This window comes from Cohnella herbarum (assembly GCF_012849095.1).
Taxonomy (GTDB): domain Bacteria; phylum Bacillota; class Bacilli; order Paenibacillales; family Paenibacillaceae; genus Cohnella; species Cohnella herbarum.
Window position 1 is genome coordinate 2,766,048 of the sequence record NZ_CP051680.1, and the last position, 25,395, is coordinate 2,791,442.

Consider the following 25,395-nt stretch of genomic DNA (forward strand, 5'->3'; position numbering starts at 1 on the left):
ATGCTCTCGCCAAGCTCTTTGCTCCTAACAACCGACCGACTATTCAAACCGAATTTCGTCGATCCAGATCGTTCCGCTGCCGCCATACCAGAACGCCATCGTCAATTGGCCCGGCGCGCTCCGGTTCACTCCGTTCGCGACCAAGTCGATCGCGATGTCTTTGTATGCCGTCGTTATCGTATTCCCGCTGAAATCTCCGAACGTTTTCTCGACGCCGCCAAGCGTAACGCGGAAATGGCTTTGCTCCCCTCCGGCGGCCCCCTTCACTCGAACGATCATCTTCGTATAAGCGGCGATGCTCTGATTTACGTCGCTCCCGAGCCATCCATTATTGCTATATTGAAGCTTAAGCGCTCCGCTATCGATCGCTCCCGCATTGTTCGCGAAGCTGTTGGCTCCGGCCCACTTGCCCAAGTCGTTGCTCCCGGGCCAAGAAGGAGAATTATCGAAATTGTCCAACACAAGCGCCGCCGTGCCTCCGCCGGAGGAGCTCGTCGTATCCGAGACGGTATTGCTCGCCGCGGAAATATTGTTCGCGGCATCCTTGGCTTTGACGAAATAGGAGTATGCCGTGCTTGCGGCAAGTCCCGTATCGGTATAAGCGGTTGTCGTAGACGTCCCTACGTAAGAGCCGCCTCTGTAAATATCGTAACCGACGACTCCGACATTGTCCGTAGCTGCCGTCCAAGACAAGCTAATGCTCGATGCCGTTTTACCCGCGACGCTTAGGTTGGATGGAGCGGAGGGCGCTTGCGTATCTCCCGAACCGCTTCCCGAACTCACCTGGATCCGGTCGAAATCGGGTGCCCAGCCGCTCGGATTGGACAATTTGATCGTATTGTTGCCCGCGTTCAGCTGTACTTGCGTCTGAATGGTTCCGACCGTAGTCCATCCGCCCGTGTTTGGAAACGTAAGCGTGACCGCCGATCCGCCGTTTACGCTTATTTGCGCCGTACGGCTGGCATCGCCATTCAAATACGACACGGTCAACGTAGCCGCTCCCGCCGCGGACGCGTTAACTCCGTTGAACTGAAGCGTTCCGGCGTTATTGCCGACATAACCGACTTTCGAGCCGCCGGAGCAAGCGGAACACGCGCTTGCCGCAGCTCCTCCGGCCATTGTATTCACGGAAGCTTCCGCTTCGTAGGAGACGGTTCCCCCTCCGCCGCCGGATGCGGTCGTGACGTTTAACGTATTGCTGGAAAGCGAAACATTGCCCGCGGCGTCCTTCGCTTTCACCGTGTAGCTGTATGCCGTTGCGGCGTTTAGCCCCGAGTCGGTGTAAGAAGTAGATGACGTCGATCCGATCAAGCTGCCCCCGCGGTACACGTCGTAGCCGGTTACCCCGACATTGTCCGTCGAAGCGCTCCAAGCTAAGCTAGCGCTGCTTGCGGTCGTACCCGTGCTGATTAGATTCGCGGGCGCGCTAGGCGCTTGCGTGTCTCCGCCGCCCCCTCCGCTCGTACCTCCGTCGTAAGGACCGCTTGTTAAGCTATAAGACAACGTGTTATCCGGTTTTAGCGCGGCGAACGAACCGAGATTCTGATCGCTCGGATCCCCGCCGATTCCCACTTTGCCGATCGGGGTCCGGCCACCGGCATAATAGTTCGTATTGGCGAATCGAACGCTTGGTTTCCAGCCCGAAGGATCCAAGATGGACAAAGCTAGAGTATACGTTCCCGCAGCCAGGTTGGTTGGGATCGTAAACGCACCCGAAACGGCATTCGCGGCGGGAGCATTGTTATAGGCTCTCGTAGCGACGTTCCAATCCGTCCCCGGAAGCCATTGCCTGACATCGGCGTTAAACAGCCCTTTCCAAGCGACCGATTTGTCCGCTCTTAGCAAGCTGGCTTCTACCGGCCAATCGTAGTAGAACGGAGATGAGCCTTTATTCGTCACGTTAAACGATACGTTCATCGTGCCGCCGGGCTGTACGCTGCCGGAGAAGGTCGCCTGGTTAATGACGAACCGGTATCCGAGCACCTTCTGCATGGCGGTCGCACCGGCTTCGACGGCGGAATTGCTCGCGTTGTATTCCGCGATCCATCCCAGGCTCGACGTGTGCGTCCTCATGATCCAATCGATAACGTAGTTCGTATTGCTCGCGCTTCCTAATGTCCCATCCGGGCTACCACCCAGATTCGATTGATCGCCCCAGTCGTAAGCCACTTCCCCGCTGTTGATTTGCGTCCTCCAAGCGTCTCTCGCGATCTCGCCGTTGCCCCCCGCGACATCGTCCGGCAAGGCGAAGGAATCCCACTGGATGCCGAAAGGATAACCGATGAAAGTATCCGGGTACCGGACCATCACTTTCTTATTATGAAAAGCGTTGACGTAAGCATCGCCCAGTGCCTGCTGGAAGCTCAGCGGAATGCGGTCCGTTCCGTCTGCGAACTTATTGGGATAGATGTGCTGCTCGCCCCAATTCCCGAACAAACCGAATTCGACGGCGGCCACGCGGGGATCGTTGTCCCAAGCTTGTCCCAGCTTGTTGATAAACGCGACCATCCGGGTTTTGTAAGTGTCCGACAGCCACTGCTGCGCGGGATCCCCGTGCGGGATGCCGTCCGGCCAATACTCCCCCGTATTCGGGTAGACGATCACGACGCGCGGGACCACTTTGATATTCCGGTTCTCCAATCCGGCCCAAGCCGTGTTGCTCCAGTCTTTAATCTTCTGCACGGAATCGGACGCCGCGTTCTCGAGGCTCGTGTACGGAATGTAATGCTTGTAGATCGAAGTATACTCTTTGTCCGGGAAGTTCGTGCTCCCGATGTAGACCGAAGGCCTGAAGCCCATATTCGGATTTTTGAACGCTTCGGACGTCTCGGACAGGTTGACGGTAATCGGTCCCACGGCCGCATGGACCTCCTTGCTCGGCCAGCCCGCGTTTAATGAAACGGATAATAGCGCGACTGCTAATGTAAAGCATAACTTTCCAGACAACAACTTCATCCCTTAAATCCCTCCCGTTCGAATTGTCGCTAAGCGTGATAGCGCTTCCATGATTCGATCAAAAAAAGGTTCCTTCAAGTTGATCATGATGAAATTCGAGTCGTCATTCAGGAAAGTAATTTGCGCAAATATTTTCCTTGTGCCTATCATAATTGGAATACCTCAACGTGTCAATCCCTATTCAAGAGCAAAAAAAGGCTATTCCAACGATGCTTGGAATAACCCTTTTAGCTTGCTTCTATTGTTCTCGAACCATAACCTTGGCGCACGATTCTCGCTCGATAAGCTCCGTCTTTAAGCTGATGTTCACTTCCGAAATATTTTTGTTCGTAATTAACTCCGTCAGCATCTTTACGATCAACTGGCTGATATCGTATCGGAATCTGCGGACGGTCGTCAGCGGCGGCATCATAAACTCGGAAAGTTTCAAATCGTCGAAGCCGATAAGCGAAACGTCTCTCGGCACGCGTAGCTTCAACTCCGCCAGCCCTTTCATCGCCCCGAAGGCGATGATATCGTTAAAAGCGAATATCGCGGTAATGTCCGGATGCTCCGCGAGCATTTTTTTCACCGCTTGATGTCCGTGCGCGGGATCGAATGCCCCCATCAGAATGTTCGATTCCATCCAAGGCATCCCCAATTGGAGAAAAGCGTCGCGGCATCCCCGAAGCCTGTTTTCGTTAACCAAGTGCTCGCTCGGGCCCGCGATCATTCCGATTTGCCTGTGCCCTAAACCGTACAAATAATGAATGACGTCATAAGCGCCTTTGCGATTATCGTAATCGATATAATTTTGCGCGGCTTCGTAGTTTCTGCCGTTGGTAATCAAATATGGAATTCCCCGGTTCATAAGTTCTTCTACGAGACTATCCCCGACGAAAGGGTCGAAAATGACGGCCGCGTCGATTTTTTTCTCGTTCAAGAGCCGATAGGCCGAGGATGCGGGGGATAAATCCGCCGTATGGGTCGCCATATGGAACTGATGCCCGTAAGACTCGAACTCTTCTTTCAGATCGTTCAAATCCGCGGAGGAGGAAGGATCGTTATCGAAAAAATCGTTCACGTCGGGTACGAACACCGCGATGCTATAGGAGATGCCAACCATTCTGGAAGGAGTGATCCCCGGCTTCAAATACTCATTGGCAATGTCAAGCACTTTACGACGGGTATCATCGCTGAAATTTCCCTGATTGTTAATAATGCGGGAAACGGTACTGATCGAAACGTTGGCCTTTTCGGCGATCTCTTTGAGCTTAATGAGTGCCCCCTCCAGTCTGATACAACCTACATTTTCATCTTAATGAGGACAAGCCCCGGAGTCAAACGTATTTCATTGGCGTCGATACCAAGGCAACCGGGATAAAGGCGCGTCTACGGTTCGTTCGCACGGTCCTTGCACGCAACTTGCATCGTCCCCCAACCATAGCCCTTCGGGAAAAACGATTACCCGCTCCTTCGCCCCTTTGGCGAGAACCGGGGCAACGAGAATCCGTTCTCCCAACATGAATTGGTCTTTAACCCGCTCGAATCCTTGGCCTGGAAAGACGAATTCCAACGCGCGGAGGATCGGGGTGCCTAGCCGGCCGGCTTCCTCCGCCAAACGAAGCAGCTCCGGCCCCATTCGAAGGCGCAGCTTCACGGCATCCATGCAATAAGTACCTAACTCTTCGTTGAGCACCTTCCAGGGTGCCGTCGAAAACTGCATCATCGGAAACAACGCGGCGCATTGCGAATAACGTACGAACAGCTCCGGGTCGAACGGAGTCCCTTGCAAGTCTCCGTCCCATCCGCCCCCTACCATATCCGGGCAATTAAAAGCGGAACCGACCAGCCCTTGCGCGATGGAGTTCGGAATAAGCGAACGGATCCCGTCCTCATCCCAGCTATGCGGCTTGTCCCTTAACCGCTGCATTAACGGCGCGCCCCCCGTCTTCCAGCTAGCGCGATATTCGCTGAGCGGATAGTTTAGGCCTAAGCGACTATAAGCCGCGCAGTCTTCGTTCGGGATCTGAGTGCCCTGCCAGCGAAAGGAAGTCGCCCACGCCCAAGAGGAGTCGCCGGACGGATCGCCCGCATCGAATTTGAACCCGTCAATGCCATATCGGTTAACGAGCTCGTCTAGGGTCCCCTTGAACCATTCGAACGCTTCCGGCAGCGTATAGTCGAGTACCGCGCTGCAGCCGTTCCACCAACGCCGAATGGCCATTCTTCCCTCTTCGTCGTTAACCAAGAAGCCTTTTTTATCTAGCATTCTTCCGTTGAAGCTATCCGGACTTACATAGGGACAAACCCACAACATGACCTTAAAGCCCATTTCATGGAGCGTCTCCACCATCGTCTTCGGATCGGGAAAACGCTTCGAATGGAAGGTCCACGTCCCGTAATCCTCCATCCAATTATCGTCGATGATCAGAACGCCCGGAGGAAAGCCATTGCTCAGTATTTCTTTCGCGTAAGCGATCGTTTTGTCCTGGGTCGGCTCGTAATGCATTTCCATCCACGTGCAATATTGCGGCGCCGTAAACGCGATCGGATCCGGATAACGTCCGTCGGCGGGAAAAAACCGTTTCGCGCCGTCGTCGAAAGCCCGAGGCAAATCCGCGAGGCTGTCCGCAAGCACAATTTCCCCTTCCTCGTATTCGATACGAATCGATGCGGCATGGAATGCAATGGAGAACGGACGATCATGCCATATGTACCTGCCCCGGTTCGACACGAAGAAGGGAGCTCCCGAGTTCTCTAACAAATTCGTTAAATTCAACTGAACGTCTTCCATCCCGTAAGGCATCCGTATCCCGTCATGGATCGCCCCGCCCCACCAAAGCTCTCCCGGTAACGTTTGTATTTCCTTTATTAATCGTGCCATATCGTCATCCCCCATTTAGGAAAGTATTTGCGCAACTTTTTATTATCTTAGTCTTAACTCCCTTTCACCGTCAACACAAAAACTCGATATTTTTTCTCTTTCGGAAAAACAGACGTTTTTGTCGCAGCAAAAAGGGCAGACCCGGTATTTTCCTCCGGCTGCCCTTCCCGTTTTACTCACGATTTTATTAGCGCCGCCGGCCGAATATTCGGGCTCCGGCGATTCAAGGTTCTTAAGGTTCATAATGGCCAAGCCACAACGCATACACTCAAAAGTCCTAAACGATCGGAGGTGTAGCCATGGCGCGAAGGCATCGCCGCGAGATTATTATCGTCGTCGTCACTCGCGGCGATCTCATACGGTTTATCGCGTACGACTTCATCTTAAGCTCGGTCGTATATAAGGGATTAATCGGGCTTCATGCGCCACTCTTCGTCCCATTCCTCGGCAGCATTGCCGGACCGATGCTCCTGCGGAAACTCACGGGCCGCACCGGTCGAGTGCTCCATCATAAGCCTAATCGTCAAGCCGATTACGCAACTCGTTAATCCGTCACTTGTATCTTCCATATTGCTTGGCATATTTGAGAATTCGCAGATATGCGCTTTTATTCATCTTGTTCCTAAGCGGATAGAACTGCGGGCGAGTATTCGTCTCCAGAATCCAATACCGACCGCTCTTATCGATAGCCACATCCAGTCCTAACTCACGGAATCCTTTAAGATGACGGTCGAAACAATACCCTGCATTCTCCCCAAGACGAGACAACTTCTTGGTCGTATAGTCGATCTTACCAGCCGAGTAACCTGCCCCCCTTAAGGTTTCCGGCAGGAATGCCACTTTTCCCCCTTGGTTGTAATTGTTGACGACCTTCCCTTGCCTTCCTATCTTCGTAAACAGCGCGGTTGTTCTCCACTTGCCGGAATCGGGTTTTTGCACCATCACGCGGATATCGAACGGTCGACCGTTCGTATTCTCGAGGTTAATTCCTTTTTGCAGAAGATATCCCCTAGACTTAGAGTAAGATTTAAGCTGATGATACAACGCGTCAACCGAAGAAACCGTAGCATTGCGGCTTCCCTTTAATTTATACGCTCCCGACGATGTCTTCACGATCCGGATAATCCGGTTTCCTCCCGAGCCGCCGGTCGGTTTGAAATACAGTACGGTATGCCGCTTAAGCATGCTCTGCAAACTTCCTTTACTAAACTGCAGCGTTTCCGGAATATACGGACGAAGCCGCGAATCCCGCAACATCCACTTCGTCTTCCGCCATTTGCTTTTGATCGATGTGCTGGCATATTTGTTCATGTTACCGCCCTCCTCTGCCTTACTCACAGGTTATGTATTTGGAATGCTTGCCCGAAACAGCGCATACCCAAATAATCCATTGTACGACGATGAGAAAATGAAAAGCACCCCCGTGAATTCCACAGGAGTGCCGTTTAATGCTTATTCGATTAATTCATCCATTGAAAATGGAAGCTTCCCTTTTGATCCAACCGCTCGAACGTATGAGCCCCGAAATAATCCCTTTGCGCTTGCAGTAGATTAGCCGGCAATCTTTCCGAACGATAGCTATCGTAATAAGCCAGAGCCGAAGAAAACGCAGGAATCGGAATGCCTCTAGACACGGCAATAGCGATGACGTTTCTCCAAGCTCCCTGATATTTGCCGACGATCTCGCTGAAATATTCGTCCAGGAACAGGTTTTTGAGCGATGGATCGCGGTCGTAAGCGTCCTTGATGTTTTGCAGGAACCTTGCCCGAATAATACAGCCCCCGCGGAAAATCATCGCAATATTGCCGTATTCCAGATTCCAGCCGTAGGCTTCGGAAGCGGCTCGCATCTGTGCGAAACCTTGCGCGTAAGAAGCGATCTTGCTGGCGTACAGAGCTTTGCGAACGGCTTCGATGAATTCCTTAGGATCGCCGTCGTATTCCGACGTCTCGGGACCGAACAGCTTCTTGCTGGCCGCAACGCGCTCTTCCTTCATCGCGGAAATAAACCTGGCGAACACGGACTCCGTAATGATGGACAATGGCACGCCCAAATCCAGCGCGCTCTGACTTGTCCACTTCCCGGTTCCTTTCTGTCCCGCCGAATCCAGAATGACATCGACCATCGGCTTGCCCGTCTCCGGATCCGTCTTACCGAATATATCCGCCGTAATTTCGATCAAATAGGAATCCAGCTCTCCGTTGTTCCATTCGGTAAAGATGTCATGAAGTTCGCTCGTATTTAGGCCCAATACGTCTTTCAACAAATGATACGCTTCGCCGATCAATTGCATATCGCCGTATTCGATCCCGTTATGGACCATTTTGACGTAATGCCCGGCGCCGCCTTCACCGATATAAGTGGAGCAAGGATCGCCGTTAACTTTCGCCGAAATGGCGGTCAAGATCGGTTCTACGAGCTCATACGCATCCTTCTGGCCTCCCGGCATAATCGCCGGACCGTTAAGCGCGCCTTCTTCTCCGCCCGATACGCCCGCTCCGATAAAGCGGAACCCTTTCGCTTCAAGCTCTATATTTCTTCTTTGCGTGTCGGGGAAATAAGCGTTGCCGCCGTCGATCAGGATATCCCCTTGGCTAAGATAAGGAACGAGTTGATTAATCGTATCGTCCGTCGCTTGACCCGCTTTAACCATAATTAGTATTTTACGCGGAGTTTCGAGCGATTGAACGAATTGTTCGACGCTGTAAGCTCCAACTAAGTTCTTCCCTTTCGCTTCCGCCAATAATTCATCGGTTTTCTCGCGCGAACGATTATATAGAGCAACGGAGAATCCTTTGCTTTCGATATTCAGAGCCAAGTTTTTGCCCATGACGGCTAAGCCGACCACGCCGATTTGTTGTTTACTCATCGTAGGCTTTCTCTCCCATCCCATTATCTACTTGCTTCTCTTTATTTATTGAACCGCTTTTTTCCAATCGGCCGCGAATTTCTCCATTCCTTGATCCGTCAGAGGGTGCTTGGAGATCTGTTCGATGACCGCGAAAGGAATCGTTGCGATATGCGCGCCGGCCATCGCTACGCGTGTTACATGATCCGGATGGCGAACCGATGCGGCGATAATTTGCGCGTCCAGGTTATGAATGCGGAACAACTCGGCGACTTTCACGATTAGTTGGACGCCGTCTTCCGAAATATCGTCCAGGCGGCCAAGGAATGGAGAAACGTAGGTTGCGCCTGCGCGGGCAGCCAACAGTGCTTGGTTCACCGTGAAAATCAACGTAACGTTTGTTTTCACGCCTTTTTTGGTCAAATAACGGCAAGCCGCTAAGCCCGCTAACGTCATCGGAAGTTTGATCGTGATGTTCTTGTCTCCGTTATTGATCTTAATGAGTTCGTTCGCTTGCGCGATCATTTCTTCGGCCGTTACCGCGTCGGGCGTAACTTCGGCGGAAACCGATTCGACTTCGGGCACTTCCCGCAATATTTCCGCGATGCGATCTTCAAACTTCACTCCTTCTTTGGCGACTAAGGAAGGGTTCGTGGTCACGCCGGATAAGATGCCGATTTCATAAGCTTTTTTGATGTCTGTCAAATTCGCCGTGTCGATAAAAAATTTCATTTGAGTTACCTCCGTTTATTTGTTTGGTTGGTTACGGGTTACATGACTTCAGTTATTGTTTCGCTAAGCCTACCACGCGATCGACGGTAAAACCGAAATACGCCATGACCTCGTTGCCCGGTCCCGAAGCGCCGAACGTGTCGATCGACAAGATCTTCCCTTTAGGTCCCGTATAGCGTTCCCAGCCTAACGAAATGCCGGCTTCGATGGCAACCCGATTCGAGACGGAAGCAGGCAGAACGGACTCCTTATACGCTTCGGATTGACGATCGAACAGTTCTCTGCTCGGCATAGCGACGACGCGAACTGATAGGTTTTCCTTCTCTAGCTCCGCTTTGGCATTGACGGCCAACGAAACTTCGGAACCGGTTCCGATTAAGATGACGTCCGGTTGAGCGTTCGTTTCCGTGAGAACGTAAGCTCCTTTAGCCACTTCCGCCACATTGCCCTTAGTGGATTCATAGATAGGCAGATTCTGGCGGCTAAGAACTAGGGCTACCGGACCTTCTTTTTGTTGTAGCGCATACGCCCATGCGCTTGCCGTTTCATTCGCGTCGCTCGGACGGATGACCGTAAGTCCCGGGATCGTGCGCAACGCGGCCAAGTGCTCCACGGGCTCATGCGTTGGACCGTCTTCCCCTACGGCGATGGAATCATGGGTAAATACGTAAATGACAGGCAATTTCTGCAGGGCGGCCAATCGAATGGACGGGCGCAAATAATCGCTGAATACGAAGAAGGTACTTACGAACGACTTGACGCCTCTATGCAGCGCCATACCGTTACCGGCAGCTCCCATTGCATGCTCGCGTACGCCAAAGTAGACGTTACGTCCCGAATAGGAATCGATGGCGAAAGTTTTCTCGCCTTTAATATCCGTCATCGTCGAATGGGATAAATCCGCGCTTCCTCCGAAGATGGAAGGAACGGTTTTCACGTAATGGTTGATCGCTTCGCCGCTAGCTACGCGAGTGGATAACGTTTTGGACGCGTCGAAAGTAAGAACGTCCGCGGTATCGATCAGCACGGAACCGTCGATCGCTTGCGCGAGCTCTCGTCCTTGCGAAGGAAACTTCGCCGAGTAAGAAGCGAATAGTTTGTTCCACTCTTCTTCTTTGGCAGCGCCTTTGCTTTTCAGTTGCTCGAAGTGGGCTTTTACTTGTTCCGGTACGGTGAACTCTTCTTCGTACTGCCAGCCGTATACTTCTTTCGTCGCTTTGGCTTCTTCTTTACCGAGCGGATTGCCGTGCGCTTTGTTCGTTCCCGCGACCTTGCTGCCGTATCCGATAATCGTTCTGATTTCGATAAGGGTAGGTTGCGAATCGTTGCGTTTAGCCGCTTCGATCGCTTTCGCGATTTGCGCTACGTCGTTGCCGTCCTCGACCCTTAAGTATTCCCATTGCGCCGATTCCGCCCTCTTTTGCACATTTTCCCCGAAGCTTAGGTTAAGCGCTCCGTCCAAGGAGATGTCGTTGGAATCGTACAGCACGATTAATTTGCCAAGCTTCATATGCCCGGCCATGGACATCGCTTCGTAAGAGATCCCTTCCATTAAACATCCGTCGCCGACTAGCGCGTACGTATGATGATCGACGACCGGGAAACCGTCTTGATTGAACTTGGAGGCCAGATGCGCTTCCGCCATCGCCATTCCGACCGCCATCGCGATCCCTTGACCCAGAGGTCCCGTAGTGGCGTCTACGCCGTCCGTGTGCCCGAATTCCGGATGTCCCGGAGTGAGGCTGTTCAGCTTGCGAAACTGTTTTAAATCATCGATCGACACCTTATATCCCGACAAATGCAGGAGACTATAAAGTAATGCGGAACCGTGACCCGCCGAAAGCACGAACCGGTCGCGGTTAAACCACTTCGCGTTACCGGGATTATGGTTCAATTGCGCGGACCAGAGGGCGTAAGCCATCGGCGCGGCTCCCATCGGCAACCCCGGATGACCGGAATTGGCGCTGTTAATGGCATCAATGGAAAGAGTTCTGATCGTATCGATCGCTAATTGTTCAATGGTTTGCGTTGTAGGCATAAGGTTCTCCTTCTCGATTCTGAATTTGTTGTTCCGGTTTGACATCGAACCACCAATGGTAGCCGTCCTGTGCGAGCAGCGCATCGGACTCGGCAGGCCCGTATGAGCCGGCCGCATACGAATGAAGAGGAATTAAATTCTCTTCGAACGCGTCTAAGAGCGGTTGTACCCACTGCCAGGACAATTCCACTTCGTCCCAATGCGCGAAGAACGTGGAATCGCCGCGCAAAGCATCGAAAATCAAATTCTCGTAAGCCTCGGGAACGTTATCTTGACCGCCTAGAAGGTCGATATCGATATGAACGGGCTTAAATTCCCCTTCATGTTCGAGGTCCTTCGTATTGAGCTGAAGCGTAATCCCTTCGTTAGGCCCGATTTCGAAGATGAGCAGATTGGGCGTTGCGCCCTCTTCGCTCGTCTCGGAGGCCGCCTTTATCGGTTCTTTGAACTCGACTACGATCCTCGTCGACTTCTCCGCCAATCTTTTACCCGTACGAATGTAAAACGGAACGCCTCGCCAATAGGAATCCTCGATCAGCAATCGGGCGGCAATAAACGTATCGTTCATGGAGTCAGGCGCGATGCCCGGTTCGGAAGTATAGCCGACGACCGGCTTCCCTTGAACGGTTCCCGCTTCGTACTGCCCGCGGATTACGCTGGCGCCGACCTCTTGTTTCTGAACCGGCTCGAGCGCCTCCATGATCTTCTTCTTCTTGAACCTCACCTTCTCGGAGGTACTGTCGTGAGGAAGATGAATCGCGGCCATCATAAGCAATTGCAGCAGGTGATTCTGGAACATGTCTCTTACGGCGCCGATATGATCGTAATAGCCCGCTCTTTCCTCGACTCCAACCGTTTCATTGGCCGTAATCTGGACGTTGGCGATATAACGATTCGTCCATAAAGCTTGAATAACCGGATTGGCTTGTTGCAGAGACCCAAGCTTCTGAACCATCGGTTTACCGAGGTAATGGTCGATTCGGAAAATTTCCTGTTCGTCGAAAGCTTTGCTCAGTTTCAGATTTAGGTCCCGTGCGGATGGCAGATCGTGGCCGAATGGTTTCTCGATAACGAGACGTTTCCAGCCTTGCGCCGAACCCAGTCCGCTATCTTGGATATTCGCCGCGATCGGTTCGAAAAATTCGGGTCCGACCGATAAATAAAACATCCGATTCGGCGGAGCGCCTAACGCTTCCTCCCGCTGTTCAATCAATCGTAACAGCTTCTGATAATCTTCTTTACGGCCTATATCCAGAACGCAATAACGGAATGCGTCCACGAATCGTTTGACTAACTCGGCATCGTTCGCTTCGCGTCTGGAAAATTGCCGAAGAGATTGCTCGACATTGGCCCGGAAGGACTCGTCGGTCCATTCTCTTCTTCCGAGGCCGACCAACGAAAAGGATTGCGGCAGTTTGCCATCGACGAACAAATTATATAAAGCAGGGTATATTTTTCTTTTCGCTAAATCGCCAGTTGCTCCAAACAAAACGAATGTGGTTGGCTCCATCTTCCTTTCTCCCTCCATCAGAGATCCCGCAGGCTCTGGTTTCTTCTTCGTAGTTCCACTATAATACTTTTAACAGCCATACATGTAATTAATATATTTCACAGGAGCTATAGACCACGTCTATGAACAATAACTACGAATTGTACAAAGTTTTTTATTGGGCGGCGAAAACGGGCAGTTTAACTCAGGCCGCCAAGGCGCTATATCTTACTCAACCCAGCGTTAGCCACGCCATCAAGCAGTTGGAAGACAGCTTCGGTATCACTTTGTTTTATCGGAACTCAAAAGGCGTTTCGCTGACGCAGGAGGGAACGATTCTTTATTCCTATATCGAAAAGTCGCAGATTTTAATCTCGCTGGCCGAAGAAAAACTCGCCGCGTTAAAAAATCTCGACAGCGGCGAGCTGCGAATCGGAGGAAGCGATTCGTTGTTCAAGCATTACATGCTGCCCTATCTGGAAGATTTTCATCGGAAACATCCTAGCATCAAGCTGCACTTAAATCACGGAACGACGCCGGAGGTCATCGCTTTTTTGAAGGAAGGCAGAATCGATTTGGGCGTCGTGCGCATGCCGATCGTCGATTCCCAATTAGAAGTGAGGGAAAGTATCCAGCTGCAGGATTGTTTCGTGGCGGGGGCTCGTTATGCCGAGCTTAAAAACATGGTGCTTTCGCTTGAGATGCTGCTCCGCTACCCTGTTATCTTGTTCTCCAGGAACAGCCGGGCACGAATGGCCATTACGGAATTGTTTCAAGGATACGGCTATAAACTCAAGCCCGAAATCGAGGTCGGGAGCGTGGATCTGTTAATCGAGTTCGCGCGAAGAGGTCTCGGCATCTCTTACGTCACTAGAGAGTTCGTCTCGAAGGAGCTGGAGGACGGCTCCCTGTTCGAGATCCAATTAGACGTGCAACTGCCTCCCTCTAACGTAGGGATTATGATAATGCGCAACATGCCTCTGTCCAGCGCGGCTAGCGAATTTATCGAAAGCATCCGGTAATCGTCGGGGGATTAGATTTTTACGTCTTTCGCGATAATATTCCAGCGCCGACGGCAAATAACCGTTTGCTTTCAACCTTTGGGCAGGTTGCTAGCAAACGGTTATTCGTTGTCCGATCGTCGTGAAGATCGGCGAATTCGAGTTACATTCCGTGTTCTTCTCGAATTTTGTACAAGCCTTGGACAAGAATGTCGGAAGGATCGCGGTTTAGAAGCCAATGCGTGAACAAGAGATGAAGAGGAACCGCGCATACGTTGTTCCCGTCCTTGATTTCCGGGAAACCGGCTTCGAACACCGGACCGTGCTCTTGATTCCAATCCAGGCCCGCATGAATTTGCTGCGGGGCGAATTCTTCGCGAACGGCCTCCATGCACAGCGGAACCAACACCTTGTCTATTAACGCTTTGGCATCGTCTTCGCTAGCAGGCGGTTTAGGAAGCGGTCTTCCGCCTTCCGTCTTCATCAATTCGAAGTAAAATGAAGCCATCCATTGCGCGGGATCGCCGCCCGATTGGAACTTCGCGACCAACTCGCGAAGGAAAAAACCGCAAGCATACGCGTTATTCGCGTCGTCTTTTACTTGAAAAACGAAAACCGGACCGTAGATTTCTTGGTTCAGTACTTGTCCCTCGACTTCTTCGAAGTGCATTTTCAAAGCAGTGATGCCGTTATGGTGTACTGCCTTGACTAGATCGTTCCATTTTTCTGTTTGATTGTCGTTTGCGTTTTCGTTGGTTGTCTCGTTATTCATATCTGCTTCACCCGATAACCATCATATCATTGGGCTCTTTGAACAGTCTAGTCCACGGCATACAAACTCCAGTTCCAATTAATAGCTACTCCAATAAATAGCCGCTTAAAGCTTCAGTCTTTCGCTTTAAAATTAAAACCTTTAACAATCAACCATATCGGAAAAACGATTTCGAATACGGCTCCCGGTATAAACAGCAGCATGCCCGGATCTTTACCGATAATTCCTAAACAACTGCTGGCTAATAAAGCGACATAACCAATTAGACCAATGACGGAAAGGATTCGCGGGACAAGCTGCGATCGATAAAGCAAATAACAAAACATTAAACTGCCCAAGCTAAGAACTAACATGGCCAGGTCGAAAGCCAAATCGTACCCTTTAGTCGTAAGAGTCTTTATCGTATCGTAATATGAACCTTCAGTTGCCCCTGAGCCCGCATAATCTTGACTTGCAGCAACAAGCAACAAAATGCCGATAATACTCGCTAAAAGAAAAACCGATTCCATAATTCTAGAACCGTAGTACCCTATAGCCATCGCTTCGTTCTGCTTTTTAAGGATTGGAAACATGAGTATGGCAATACACACGACCGCAACCGCGTTAATCAGTTCAAGAAACACACCCGTCATTACTTTCGTTCGTTCAGGATAGACCTGCTCAAGCGATTGTTCACTATGGATTACGGAATCGATCAGCCCGCTTCCGACCATATAGGCGACCGTCGCGATGAGAAATAATAACCCTATGGCTACCGCGGTTTTTCTGTACGAGTTCATTGTCATGATGTTCGTTGGACTCTCCTTTGATTTGAAATTAAATCTCTTTGGGCTGTAGCATAACAGCTAAGAGGGAGTGTCATGAACATACTTAAGTATGGTTTAACGAAAAAAACGCCGGTTTCGGCGTTTCCATGGAACGGGCTATTCGGAAAACTTATTTTTCATCTTGCATAAGTCTCGCTATTGATGAGCTTATTCAACATCTCGTCCCAATAACGCCTCATCTCTCTCTCATATAGACTTCATCCAACATTTCCTGATGGACAGCGAGCGTAGTTTTTCCGGATTTCGTGGACAAAAAATAGAGTTGAAGACGGGACGGGTTGTCCCACTCCGGGCGTTTCCACGTCATTCTCAGCTTGTGATAAGGTACGACCGCCGTTATTTTACCGGAAACGCCTTCTTTCGATTCGTACTCTTGTCCGATCTGCAACTTTAATGGAGGCACATCCCCGATCCATAAAGACAATCCTGCAGGCGACAGAAGGAAATTCCAGGCTTGCTCCTTCGTAATGGCCAATGTTCTCCTTACGCCGATCTGCACGCCCGCGTCTTTGGTAGCTCCCACCGGTATTCGTCCCAACAGCTGTTCATATAGGACCGATATCCATTCGCTCCATTCCTCCGTAACTCCATGCTCTTCGAGTATATGATTTCTAATTTGTTCATGAGACCCTAGCGGATCTACGCTCCGGTCAAGTATCGAGATCCACTGTTCCCACGATCTCCCGGTCGCCTTTGCTACTTCTTGTTTGAAAATGGAGCCTACCACCTTTTCTCCTCCCGACGCCTCTTTTTTATCTCATTGTATAACTTAAATACTGACATAATCGGTCAGTGTTCATAAGTATTAGGATCGATAATAATCTAACAAGGATGACGTGATGTCCATCATGCATTGTTTCAATTCTTCGGGCGCTTCTATTCGTATTTTCCCTCCGAAGGAGAGCAGATAATAAGGAATTTGCGTGTATAGATTATGTTCATCCAGCTTGAAATGAGCCCGATCGGCCATTCGTTCCACGAGCGCGTGCCCCAATAGCCAATGCCCGCATAGATCGTCAATAGCCTGAGGGTTACCTTGAATATGTACGGATATCAATGAATCATTGTCCGCATCTCTATATCCCGATTCCGATTCGGAAAGCATACTGCCTAATAAAAACTCGCGTGAGGAAAAATGCAAAGGTCGTTGAAACTTGTGATCGGTGCGCGCCAAACGATTCATTCGGTCAACCCGGAAGCTGCGTATTTCTCCCCGAAGATGGCAGTAGCCTACCGCATACCATTTGCTTTTCCAATGGACGAGTCCATAGGGATCGACCTTACGTCTGTTCATGGCGCCGTCATAACCAGTTTGGTAATCGATTTCAAGACTGGTTTGCATGTTCATGCTTAGTTCTAACTCATTAAGCACGGGAAGAAGAGAGGGATCGGAAGGGGGTTGTATGACCTCAAGAGTCGTCTCTTGACGCTCCACGCGCTCTAATTGCTCCGGTGAAGTAAATCGCTTGATTTTCGCAACCGCGCGACTAAGCGCCGAACCGGACGGGTACCCCGCTTCTCGGGCGAATGTTGCCGCGTGCAGGAGCGCCTTTTGTTCATCGATTTGAAAAAACAGAGGTTCGAGCTTAATCGATTCCGGAATATAATAACCGCCATCGCGACCTACCTCCGAAATAATCGGAACGCCGGAAATACATTGCGCATCGATAAGCCGATAAACCGTTCGAATATGAATTTCCAATTCATCGGACAACTGTTTGGCCGTCATTCTTCTTCTCGACTTCAGGAGCCTTAGAATAGCCAGCATGTTGTCGGCTTTAGACATCGTTCACAGCGGCCCCCTTTCATCCGGATGTTGTCAGGCTGTATTTTTTACATTGTATTATAAAATTTCCCTTTTCCTAAAACATAAAAAAGCGCAGCCCTAGTGGACTGCGCGCAGCGTTTACCTAGCAAATCATTGACTACGTCCGGCGCATATAGGCACGTACCGTGATCGGCGCGAAGATCGCCACGATGACGCCGGCGCCGATGAGGGAGATGCCGAGGTCCCAGCCTACGGTGCCCGAGTTGGCAAGATCCCGCACTGCGGTGACGAGATGCGAAATCGGATTGATGTTAACGAACCATTGCAGCCAATTGGGCATCGTATCAACCGGTACGAATGCGTTGGAAAGAAACGTGAGAGGAAACAGCACGATCATCGAGATCCCTTGAACGCTCGAAGCCGTACGGGCGATGACTCCGAAGAAGGCGAAGATCCAACTGATGGCCCAAGCGCTGACAATTACGACAATCGCGGCTATGGCAACGTAACCTAGGCCGCCTTCGGGCCGATAACCCATAATATATCCCATCGTAAAGGTAAGCACCGTCGCAATCGTATACCGGATCGTGTCTGCCAACAGAGCTCCCGCCAATGGGGCTATACGTGCGATAGGCAGCGACTTGAATCGGTCAAACACGCCTTTATCCATATCCTCCCGCAATTGGACGCCGGTGACGATGGAAGTCGTGATCACGGTCTGCACGAGGATACCCGGAATGATAACCGGCAAATAGCTCAGTACGTCGCCGGAGATCGCTCCGCCGAAAATATAGGTAAACATAAGGGTGAAAATGATGGGCTGAAGCGTTACGTCGAACAATTGCTCGGGCGTGCGCCGAATTTTCAACAACCCCCGATATGCCATCGTCAACGAATGGCGAACCGACTGGCCGAAGTTCGTATGGTTTTTCAGACTGCGTTCAGCACCCGGCTTAATGATCGCGTTATTCATACTCTTGCCACCTCCGCTTTGTTCGATACATCGGATTCCACGGACGCGTCTTCCTTCACGCCATGGCCTGTAATCGTTAGGAATACTTCGTCGAGGGTCGGCTTCTGCACGCTCACCTCGTCCAAGCGAATCCCCGTACTGCGGAGGGCGATTAACAGGTCGGTGACAAGGTCGGCATTCGCCATCGGTGCCGTAAGCTTGCCGGCTTCCGACGATAAAGATGCCTGAACTTTAAGCACTTGTTCGATGATCCGCCGAGCATCCTGGATATCTTCCGCATTGCTGACTCTCAAATGTAACGAAGATGTGCCGACGGACGCTTTCAGTTCATTCACGGTTCCTTCGGCAACTACGATGCCATGATCGATTACTGCGATCCGGTCGGCTAACTGATCTGCTTCATCGAGATACTGCGTCGTTAGCAGGACGGTCGACCCCGTCTTCACCAGCCGGCGGATCGTATCCCACATCTGTGCGCGCGTTCGCGGATCCAATCCGGTCGTAGGTTCGTCCAAGAAGATAAGCGGCGGCTGAGCGATAAGGCTCGCAGCTAGATCAAGCCGGCGACGCATACCGCCGGAGAAATTTTTGAGCGGGCGCTTCGCCGCTTCCGTCAATCCGAATTCCTCAAGCAGATCGGCTGCTTTGCGCCGTGCCTCCGCTCGCCCCAGCCCAAGCAGTCGGGAGAAGATGATCAAGTTCTCCGTTGCGCTGAGTGACTCGTCGACCGATGCGTACTGACCGGTCACTCCGATTAACTGGCGGACGATCTGCGACTCCTTCACGACGTCGTGCCCGAAGATTCTCGCCGAACCCGCGTCCGGTCGAAGTAAAGTCGCCAGCATTCTGATCGTCGTCGTCTTGCCTGCCCCATTGGGACCAAGTACGCCATAGATCGAACCGGTGCGTACTTTCAAATCAACGCCATCCACCGCACGATTGTTGCCGAACATTTTGACGAGTCCGCTTGCTTCTACGGCCCAATCGCCATTGTTCGGATCCATTTTCTTTTTATTTACGCGATCCATTGTGATTCCTCCTATACAACTGATTACACAAAGGATAATAACTCGCGTCTGTGAACTGAATATGAACTACGAATCTTAGCTACTCCACGGGAATGAAGACACTCCGTTCGCCGAGTTTCAAACGGGAGATATTAATATTGCCTTAGAGCCTCTGTTGGCGAATGAACCAATTGAATCTATGCGTAGACCGCATGAATTCAATGCAAACTACGCTACCATGGGGCATCGAGTAGCCTACTTTCGTGAATCTGCCTGAAATCTGATCGAAATCAATAAAGGCCATTAAGCATTTTTCTCGAACCGGAAGTTATGTAAAGTAAATTTGCCGGAGGCGTATTTGACGTCCGCGAACAAATTGCCGATATATTCTGGCGAAACGAATGCCTCGACGTTCATGCCGGCTCCGAATTGCGCCTCCATCCGATCGTTCTCCAGATTAAAATAAACGATACTCGAGAAGATTAGTCCGTCCAGAATGGGGCCGTAATCCTGTGAATCGTATTGTTGCAGGTCGACCTTCTGGACGTTCCCTTCTATTGAAAGCAATCCGGTTAACCTGTCGTCCTCCTTGACGACTTGGAAGCCGATCGCTTGACTAAGCTGGGCAAGGTAATCGTCCGGCGCGAAGAAATCGTCCTCGAAAGTGTCCGGATTTACGACTCGTAATTCGTCGATCGCCAATCCCGTTCCCGATCCGACGTTCAAGGATAGCGCGATTTCCTTTCTTCCGTCTCCGTCGTAGTCATTAAACTGCATGCTTGGCGAAATTCCCCTTGGCGTCATATAAAGCCAATCTTCGAATACGTGCTCTTTGCCGTTCGCTTGCAGAAGTACGCCGCCCGAACTTCTTCCGTAAAGCGTAATGTCTTCTCCCGAAATCGATCCCAGAAGCTGCTGTTCCTCTTCGGACGCTTGGGGGATTTGCTCCGGCTCGAACGTTGCCGGCGAACCGGCAACGTTCCCACTGCTAACACTGTTCACACCATTCTCCCTTTTCCCGCTGTCAGCGGAACAAGAAATCGCGATTAAACTTAACCCGAGCACAATCATGGTTTTCATCGCTATTTTCGCTTTTCCGGCTACCAATTGAACGCCACCTCCTTTTTCCTATCTTTAACAATAACGACTGGTAAAAAGGAAAGTTGCTAAGCCTAGCAATGAGAATGCTAAAACAAACCCCCTTCCGCAATAGGAAGGGGGTTTTCGTAGAATCCGATTTCCGGTCGAAAGTCGGAACTACTTCTTTAGCAGCAAATAAACGAAATAAGGCCCGCCGATCACAGATACCATTATACCGGCCGGAATACCGTCGGGATCGACGAGATTGCGTCCGACCGTATCCGCGATCAAGAGCAACCATCCTCCGATCAGAACCGCTACGGGGATAAACAGTTGATTGCGCGGACCGACCAGCGCCTTGGCGATATGTGGCGCCATTAATCCGATAAAAGCGATCCCGCCCGTAACGGATACGGCGGATGCGGATGCGGCGACGGCCGTCATGATTAACACGAGACGTTCCCGCTCCAGCTTCAGCCCGACGCCGATCGCCGTTTCGTCGCCCAGACTCAGCAGATTAAGCCTAACGGACTTATACAAGGTAAACGGGATAAGCAATATCACCCACGGAAGTAAAGCCCAGATAAACGGCCAATCCGTCCCCCATATATTGCCCGCGATCCATTTGGCGATGAAGTCGACCTTCGAGCGTTCCGCAGAAGAAATGATCACGATCATAATCCCCGACAACGCTAAGGAGAAGCCGACTCCGACCAACACCAGCCGAATGGGATCAAGCCCGTTCGTCCGGCTATACGCGAATAAATAAATAAGTGCGGCAGTGATCAACGCGCCGACAAAAGCGACAAGCGGAAGAACATAGACGAACGATCCGACATCGATCGGGAAGTACAGGAAGAAGACGGCGATCGCCACGCCGGCACCGGAATTGATGCCGATGAGGCCCGGGTCGGCCAGATCGTTGCGGGTGACGCTCTGCAAGATCGATCCGGCCAACGCAAGCGCCATTCCCGATAGCAACGTGATCACGATCCGCGGCAACCGGACGGAGAACAGGACGAAATCTTCTTTGAAGGTGCCATGACCGAACAAGACGGGGATTAGTCTGTCAAACGACAGAGAAGCGTACCCCAGCCCCATGCCGGCCACGGCCGTGACGACGATCAGTCCTAAGCTGACGAGAAGGATGAGTCGTTGTTTGCGAACGAGAGCGTTCATGATCATGAGAGTTTGCCTCCTCTACGCACGACGAACAGGAAGAAAGGCAAGCCCAACATAGCTACTATCGCTACTACGGGAGTTTCGTAAGGCGCGTTAATCGTTCGGCCAAGCGTATCGGCAAGCAGCATGAACGTGGCCCCCGTCAACGCCGAGAAAGGCAGAACATGCCGATAATCGGTGCCCGCGAATCTGCGCACGATGTGCGGGATCATAAGGCCGACGAATGCCAAATTTCCGACAAGGGCAACGGAAGCTCCGGTAAGCACGATAACGAGCACGAACAGAACGGTTTTGATCAACACGAGCTTCTGACCAAGTCCTGTCGCAACGTCGTCGCTTAAGCTGAGAATGCTCACTTGGTTAGATAGGAACAGAGCCACGACGATGCCCAGAAGAATGACCGGCGCAATCGCCTGGATTTGTCCCCACGTCGTTCCGATCAACCCTCCGGCGGTCCACATGGACACGTCTTTGGATATTTTGAACACGATGCTAACGCCCTCGGCGATGGCATATAGAAACGCGGAAACGGCCGCCCCGGCCAGTACGATGCGAATCGGGGACAAGCGTCCCCGACGCGTCGAACCGAGTGCGAGAACCAATGCCGCTCCAAGCGCGGCACCGAAGAAACAGGCTACCATGATGCCAAAGTAGCTCAGCCCCGGAAAAAAGACGAATGCCAGAGCAAGCGCCATATTCGCTCCGGAGGTCAACCCCAGTAAACCAGGATCGGCCAACGGATTGCGGGTGACTCCTTGCATGATGGCTCCGGATACGGCTAACGCCGCGCCGATCAGAATGGCGGCCAGCTCACGAGGCAGCCGAAGCTCGCGAAGGACGAGAATTTTCTCGTCCTTCGCATTGGAGATCAGCGCTAGCCATACGTCGCGAAGCGTTGTTTCCGCCGCACCGAATACCATCGATAGCAAGAAACAGAGAACGAGAGCCAACACGCTGCCTAGCAGCTTATAGGTTATGGAAACGGGGTGTCGTTTACTGTTCATGGACGCTCATCTTTTCCTTATTAGCCGAGGAAATGCTTAATGAAAAATTCCAATTGGTATTCCATGCTTAGCGGATCGTTGAAATAGAACGCCTTCGCATCGGCCTCAAAGACATGTTGATTTTTGACGGCGGGAATATTCTTGTACGTCTCGGTATCTTGGAAAGTGTTGTCTTCATCGGCGTTTTTGCTGAAAATAACGTAGTCGCCCATATAATCCTTCAGAACTTCCGTCGATACGGCGAAGAAACCGTCTTTGCTCGTTGCTTCCTTGACCTTCTCGGGCATGCCCAGACCGAATTGCTGATACAGGATTTCCGTTCCGCGACCAAAGTTATCGCCATAGACGTAAAGTTGCTTATTAAACGTCTCGATGACCGATACCGTCGCGTTCGCGCCGATCTTCGCCTTGATTTCTTCGCCGGCTTTTTTCGTTCTGGCGTCGAAATCTTCGACCCAAGCTTGCGCTTCTTTTTCTTTGTTCAACAATTTACCGACTTCCAACTGCTGCTGCTTGAAATCGACTTTTCCATACGTATAAGTAACGGTTGGGGCGATTTGTTTAAATTTATCGATGTTCTTAATATCCGAAAGTCCGATAATCAGATCCGGATTCAGCTCGATGATCTTCTCGAGGCTTTCGTCCGATACAGCCTCTACGTCTTTCAGCTTATCTCCGAAATTCGGGTTGTCTTTGGACATTTCATCCACGCCGACCACCGGTACTCCGAGGATCATTACGTTCCCCGTTAAGAATCGGGTGAGTACAACGACGCGTTGCGGATTAGTGGGAACCTCTACGGGTCCGCTCTCCGACTGATAAGTAAAGGTATCGGATTCCGAAGTCGTCGATGGCGATGCCGTTTCCGACGCCGACGGAGCAGCCGAAGAAGACTCGGCGGAAGGACTGCTTGCATTATTGTTCTTATTCGCTTCGTTACCGCCGCAAGCGCTTAATAGAAGAACAAGGATCAGAACGAATGGTACGGACAGCTTTTTCATAAAAATGACTCTCTCCCTTTTTCAAATGCGATCTCTCAATAAAGTCAAGAATGATTATGAAAATCATTCTCAGTACATTCATTATTATAGAGATACGCGTTTCGCCGAACCATGCCTTTTTGTTCGGAAAAGGGCTTGGACTATTGAATGCCTGCAAATAACTCTACGGCTCGTTGAAGCTGCAACCGAATCGATACCGGATTGTAAGGAATCCACTCGTCCATATCCAGATGATGTACGTTATTCCGCTGAACGGCGGAAAGCTCGTGCCAATAGGAAGAGTTGAATATCGCTTCGGAATGCGCGGTAGATCCCTTCACATCGGGAAATACGATGACCAATAACCGATCTCCCGCATACTCCGCAAGCTCGGATATCTCAATAGGAATGGAATGTAGCTGATCCCCGAGCTTCTCGATCTCCAGCTTGATCTTTGCAGGCGGTTGTAGCCTAAGCGATTGATACATGACATATCCGACATTGCGCGCTCCGTATACGAGCAGTTTCTCGGGCTTAATGACAAGAATCGTAATGATCTCGTTAGCCACTCCGCTCTGCTGTACTCGTGAACGTGCCGCCTGCTCTTCTTGCTCGAATTCGGCTAACCATAGCTCCGCCCGATCGCTTCTTTCAATAGCATTCGCGATAAGACGCAGATGTTCTTTCCAACCGATTTCCATCCATGAAATTTCCACGACTGGCGCTACCGCCCGCAGATGTTCGGCGCTCAGCCCGAAATGATTCAAATGCTGGCTTGCCGCGATAATCAGCTCGACGTTGTGATCGAGCAATACCGAATTCACCAGTTCTTTGGAACTGTCGCCGCTAATGAACACCATCGTTTGCGGCGGCTGCAGACCCGCTGCATTCACATATTCGTTGTTGTCCGAAATGATGACGGTCGGTTCCAGTCCAAGAAGCAATAGATGACTGGCGTATGGCGTAAGCATTACCGCCACGCGCCCGATGGATCCGCGGTTGTAGCTTGAAGGAGCCGCCCCCGTCTGCTGCTTGAATCGGCGGCTAAGATAAAATTCATCCTTATAGCCGACCTTCAACGCAATCTCCCTGAGCGTGCCCGATCCGCTAATTAGTAGCTCCTTGGCTCGGTGAACGCGAAGCCGGGACAAGTATTCATTGGGCGAGAAACCGGTCAATTGCTTAAACAATATGGAAAAATGCGATCGGCTTACACCAGCAATCTCGGCTAACCGTTCGCTCGTTATCTTCTCGCTATAATGGTTTTCCAGATAAGCAATGCTGCGTTCCATAGATGGCTGCTCGCTTGCCGCGTGTTTGGATTCCTGCTTCTCGAGCAATTGCAGAAGAACTTGGTGGAACACAATTTGATTCCGTACATGGCGAGCTTCGCTTTCGGGAGACCGATGGACATAGAGCTCCTCCACACCGGCTACAATCGAAGGTTCGTATGAGAAGAAAAGAATACTCGGATTGGAGGCCACCTCACTCTTGCGCGTCATTGAGCCCGATGGCGCGGGTCTCGTCTGCTCCCTGGTACCGATAGCCAGCTTATAAGCATGGAGCGAATGCAGTCGGTTCGCGATTAATGCGGCATCGGTATGTTCCGGTAGAAGGAGGACGCTCCCTTCCTCGAGTTCGTACATGCGGTCCCCGGCTTTAAGAATGCCCTTGCCTGCGGCAATCGCAATCAATACCGTTAAATGTTCGTTAATCTTATACATAGGGAGATTCGAGGTACTATACAGCGAATGAATGTTGTCAGCCGTATATAACGGAAAGCGGGACTCCGCCCATTCCGAGTCAACAACGTTATTCACAACCGATGCCTCCGATACGATGGAAAGTGAAGGAAAACAAATCCCCTATCTA

The 25,395-nt window shown here is 51.2% G+C and carries 21 protein-coding genes; 2 read left to right on the forward strand and 19 right to left on the reverse strand.

The genetic code is table 11. The annotated features are described in order from the left end of the window. Positions 1-39: 39 nt before the first annotated feature. From HH215_RS12360 to HH215_RS12370, 3 genes are all read right to left on the reverse strand, one after another. Entirely contained in the window at positions 40-2,955 is a 2,916-nt protein-coding gene (locus HH215_RS12360; RefSeq protein ID WP_169280183.1) for a DUF4832 domain-containing protein, read from the reverse strand. A gap of 238 nt (positions 2,956-3,193) precedes the next feature. Further along, entirely contained in the window at positions 3,194-4,234 is a 1,041-nt protein-coding gene (locus HH215_RS12365; protein WP_310735616.1) for a LacI family DNA-binding transcriptional regulator, read from the reverse strand. Positions 4,235-4,285: 51 nt separating this feature from the next. Next, positions 4,286-5,821, reverse strand: coding sequence for a glycoside hydrolase family 31 protein (locus HH215_RS12370; protein ID WP_169280185.1), 1,536 nt, complete (start codon positions 5,819-5,821; stop codon positions 4,286-4,288). Positions 5,822-6,120: 299 nt separating this feature from the next. Here HH215_RS12370 and HH215_RS12375 point away from each other — a divergent pair, with 299 nt between their 5' ends. Continuing rightward, on the forward strand, positions 6,121-6,369 hold the full coding sequence (locus HH215_RS12375; protein WP_169280186.1) for a hypothetical protein: 249 nt from the start codon (positions 6,121-6,123) through the stop codon (positions 6,367-6,369). 4 nt (positions 6,370-6,373) lie between these two features. On the opposite strand, the gene HH215_RS12380 is transcribed toward HH215_RS12375, so the two are convergent. From HH215_RS12380 to zwf, 5 genes are all read right to left on the reverse strand, one after another. Next, positions 6,374-7,132: a YheC/YheD family protein gene (locus HH215_RS12380; protein ID WP_169280187.1), complete on the reverse strand. Its 759-nt coding sequence runs from the start codon at positions 7,130-7,132 to the stop codon at positions 6,374-6,376. A 149-nt stretch (positions 7,133-7,281) separates the two neighbouring features. Next, positions 7,282-8,691 carry an NADP-dependent phosphogluconate dehydrogenase gene (gene gnd / locus HH215_RS12385; protein WP_169280188.1) on the reverse strand — a complete coding sequence of 470 codons (1,410 nt, stop codon included), beginning with the start codon at positions 8,689-8,691 and terminating at the stop codon, positions 7,282-7,284. Between the two features lie 45 nt (positions 8,692-8,736). Next, complete coding sequence (fsa, locus tag HH215_RS12390; RefSeq protein WP_169280189.1) at positions 8,737-9,402, reverse strand: fructose-6-phosphate aldolase; 666 nt, start codon at positions 9,400-9,402, stop codon at positions 8,737-8,739. Between the two features lie 52 nt (positions 9,403-9,454). After that, positions 9,455-11,440 carry a transketolase gene (tkt, locus tag HH215_RS12395; RefSeq protein WP_169280190.1) on the reverse strand — a complete coding sequence of 662 codons (1,986 nt, stop codon included), beginning with the start codon at positions 11,438-11,440 and terminating at the stop codon, positions 9,455-9,457. After that, positions 11,418-12,950 (reverse strand): glucose-6-phosphate dehydrogenase, encoded by a 1,533-nt coding sequence (zwf, locus tag HH215_RS12400; RefSeq protein ID WP_169280191.1) that lies wholly within the window; start codon positions 12,948-12,950, stop codon positions 11,418-11,420. Before zwf ends, tkt begins: the two co-directional genes overlap by 23 nt. Before the next feature lie 122 nt (positions 12,951-13,072). On the opposite strand from zwf, the gene HH215_RS12405 reads away from it, so the two are divergent. Next, positions 13,073-13,951 (forward strand): LysR family transcriptional regulator, encoded by an 879-nt coding sequence (locus HH215_RS12405; protein WP_169280192.1) that lies wholly within the window; start codon positions 13,073-13,075, stop codon positions 13,949-13,951. 142 nt (positions 13,952-14,093) lie between these two features. Here the strand turns inward: HH215_RS12405 and HH215_RS12410 are convergent, their stop codons facing one another. From HH215_RS12410 to HH215_RS12460, 11 genes are all read right to left on the reverse strand, one after another. Continuing rightward, the gene (locus tag HH215_RS12410; RefSeq protein ID WP_169280193.1) at positions 14,094-14,702 is read right to left on the reverse strand and encodes a hypothetical protein; all 609 of its coding nucleotides are present in this window, start codon (positions 14,700-14,702) and stop codon (positions 14,094-14,096) included. Positions 14,703-14,815: 113 nt separating this feature from the next. Then, entirely contained in the window at positions 14,816-15,487 is a 672-nt protein-coding gene (locus HH215_RS12415) for a DUF4386 domain-containing protein (protein ID WP_254450458.1), read from the reverse strand. A 217-nt stretch (positions 15,488-15,704) separates the two neighbouring features. Next, entirely contained in the window at positions 15,705-16,256 is a 552-nt protein-coding gene (locus tag HH215_RS12420) for an SRPBCC domain-containing protein (RefSeq protein ID WP_310735591.1), read from the reverse strand. A 78-nt stretch (positions 16,257-16,334) separates the two neighbouring features. Then, the gene (locus tag HH215_RS12425) at positions 16,335-17,315 is read right to left on the reverse strand and encodes a helix-turn-helix transcriptional regulator (RefSeq protein WP_169280194.1); all 981 of its coding nucleotides are present in this window, start codon (positions 17,313-17,315) and stop codon (positions 16,335-16,337) included. Between the two features lie 139 nt (positions 17,316-17,454). Next, positions 17,455-18,270, reverse strand: a complete 816-nt coding sequence (locus HH215_RS12430; protein ID WP_169280195.1) for an ABC transporter permease — start codon at positions 18,268-18,270, stop codon at positions 17,455-17,457. Next, entirely contained in the window at positions 18,267-19,298 is a 1,032-nt protein-coding gene (locus HH215_RS12435) for an ATP-binding cassette domain-containing protein (protein WP_169280196.1), read from the reverse strand. The genes HH215_RS12430 and HH215_RS12435 overlap by 4 nt, the downstream gene beginning before the upstream one ends. Positions 19,299-19,580: 282 nt before the next feature. Further along, positions 19,581-20,384: a hypothetical protein gene (locus tag HH215_RS12440; RefSeq protein ID WP_169280197.1), complete on the reverse strand. Its 804-nt coding sequence runs from the start codon at positions 20,382-20,384 to the stop codon at positions 19,581-19,583. 150 nt (positions 20,385-20,534) lie between these two features. Continuing rightward, positions 20,535-21,542, reverse strand: a complete 1,008-nt coding sequence (locus tag HH215_RS12445) for a FecCD family ABC transporter permease (RefSeq protein WP_169280198.1) — start codon at positions 21,540-21,542, stop codon at positions 20,535-20,537. Beyond that, complete coding sequence (locus HH215_RS12450) at positions 21,539-22,543, reverse strand: FecCD family ABC transporter permease (protein ID WP_169280199.1); 1,005 nt, start codon at positions 22,541-22,543, stop codon at positions 21,539-21,541. Before HH215_RS12450 ends, HH215_RS12445 begins: the two co-directional genes overlap by 4 nt. Positions 22,544-22,563: 20 nt before the next feature. Further along, positions 22,564-23,544 (reverse strand): iron-hydroxamate ABC transporter substrate-binding protein, encoded by a 981-nt coding sequence (locus HH215_RS12455; protein WP_169280200.1) that lies wholly within the window; start codon positions 23,542-23,544, stop codon positions 22,564-22,566. Positions 23,545-23,684: 140 nt separating this feature from the next. After that, entirely contained in the window at positions 23,685-25,343 is a 1,659-nt protein-coding gene (locus HH215_RS12460; RefSeq protein ID WP_169280201.1) for a helix-turn-helix domain-containing protein, read from the reverse strand. Positions 25,344-25,395 lie beyond the last annotated feature (52 nt).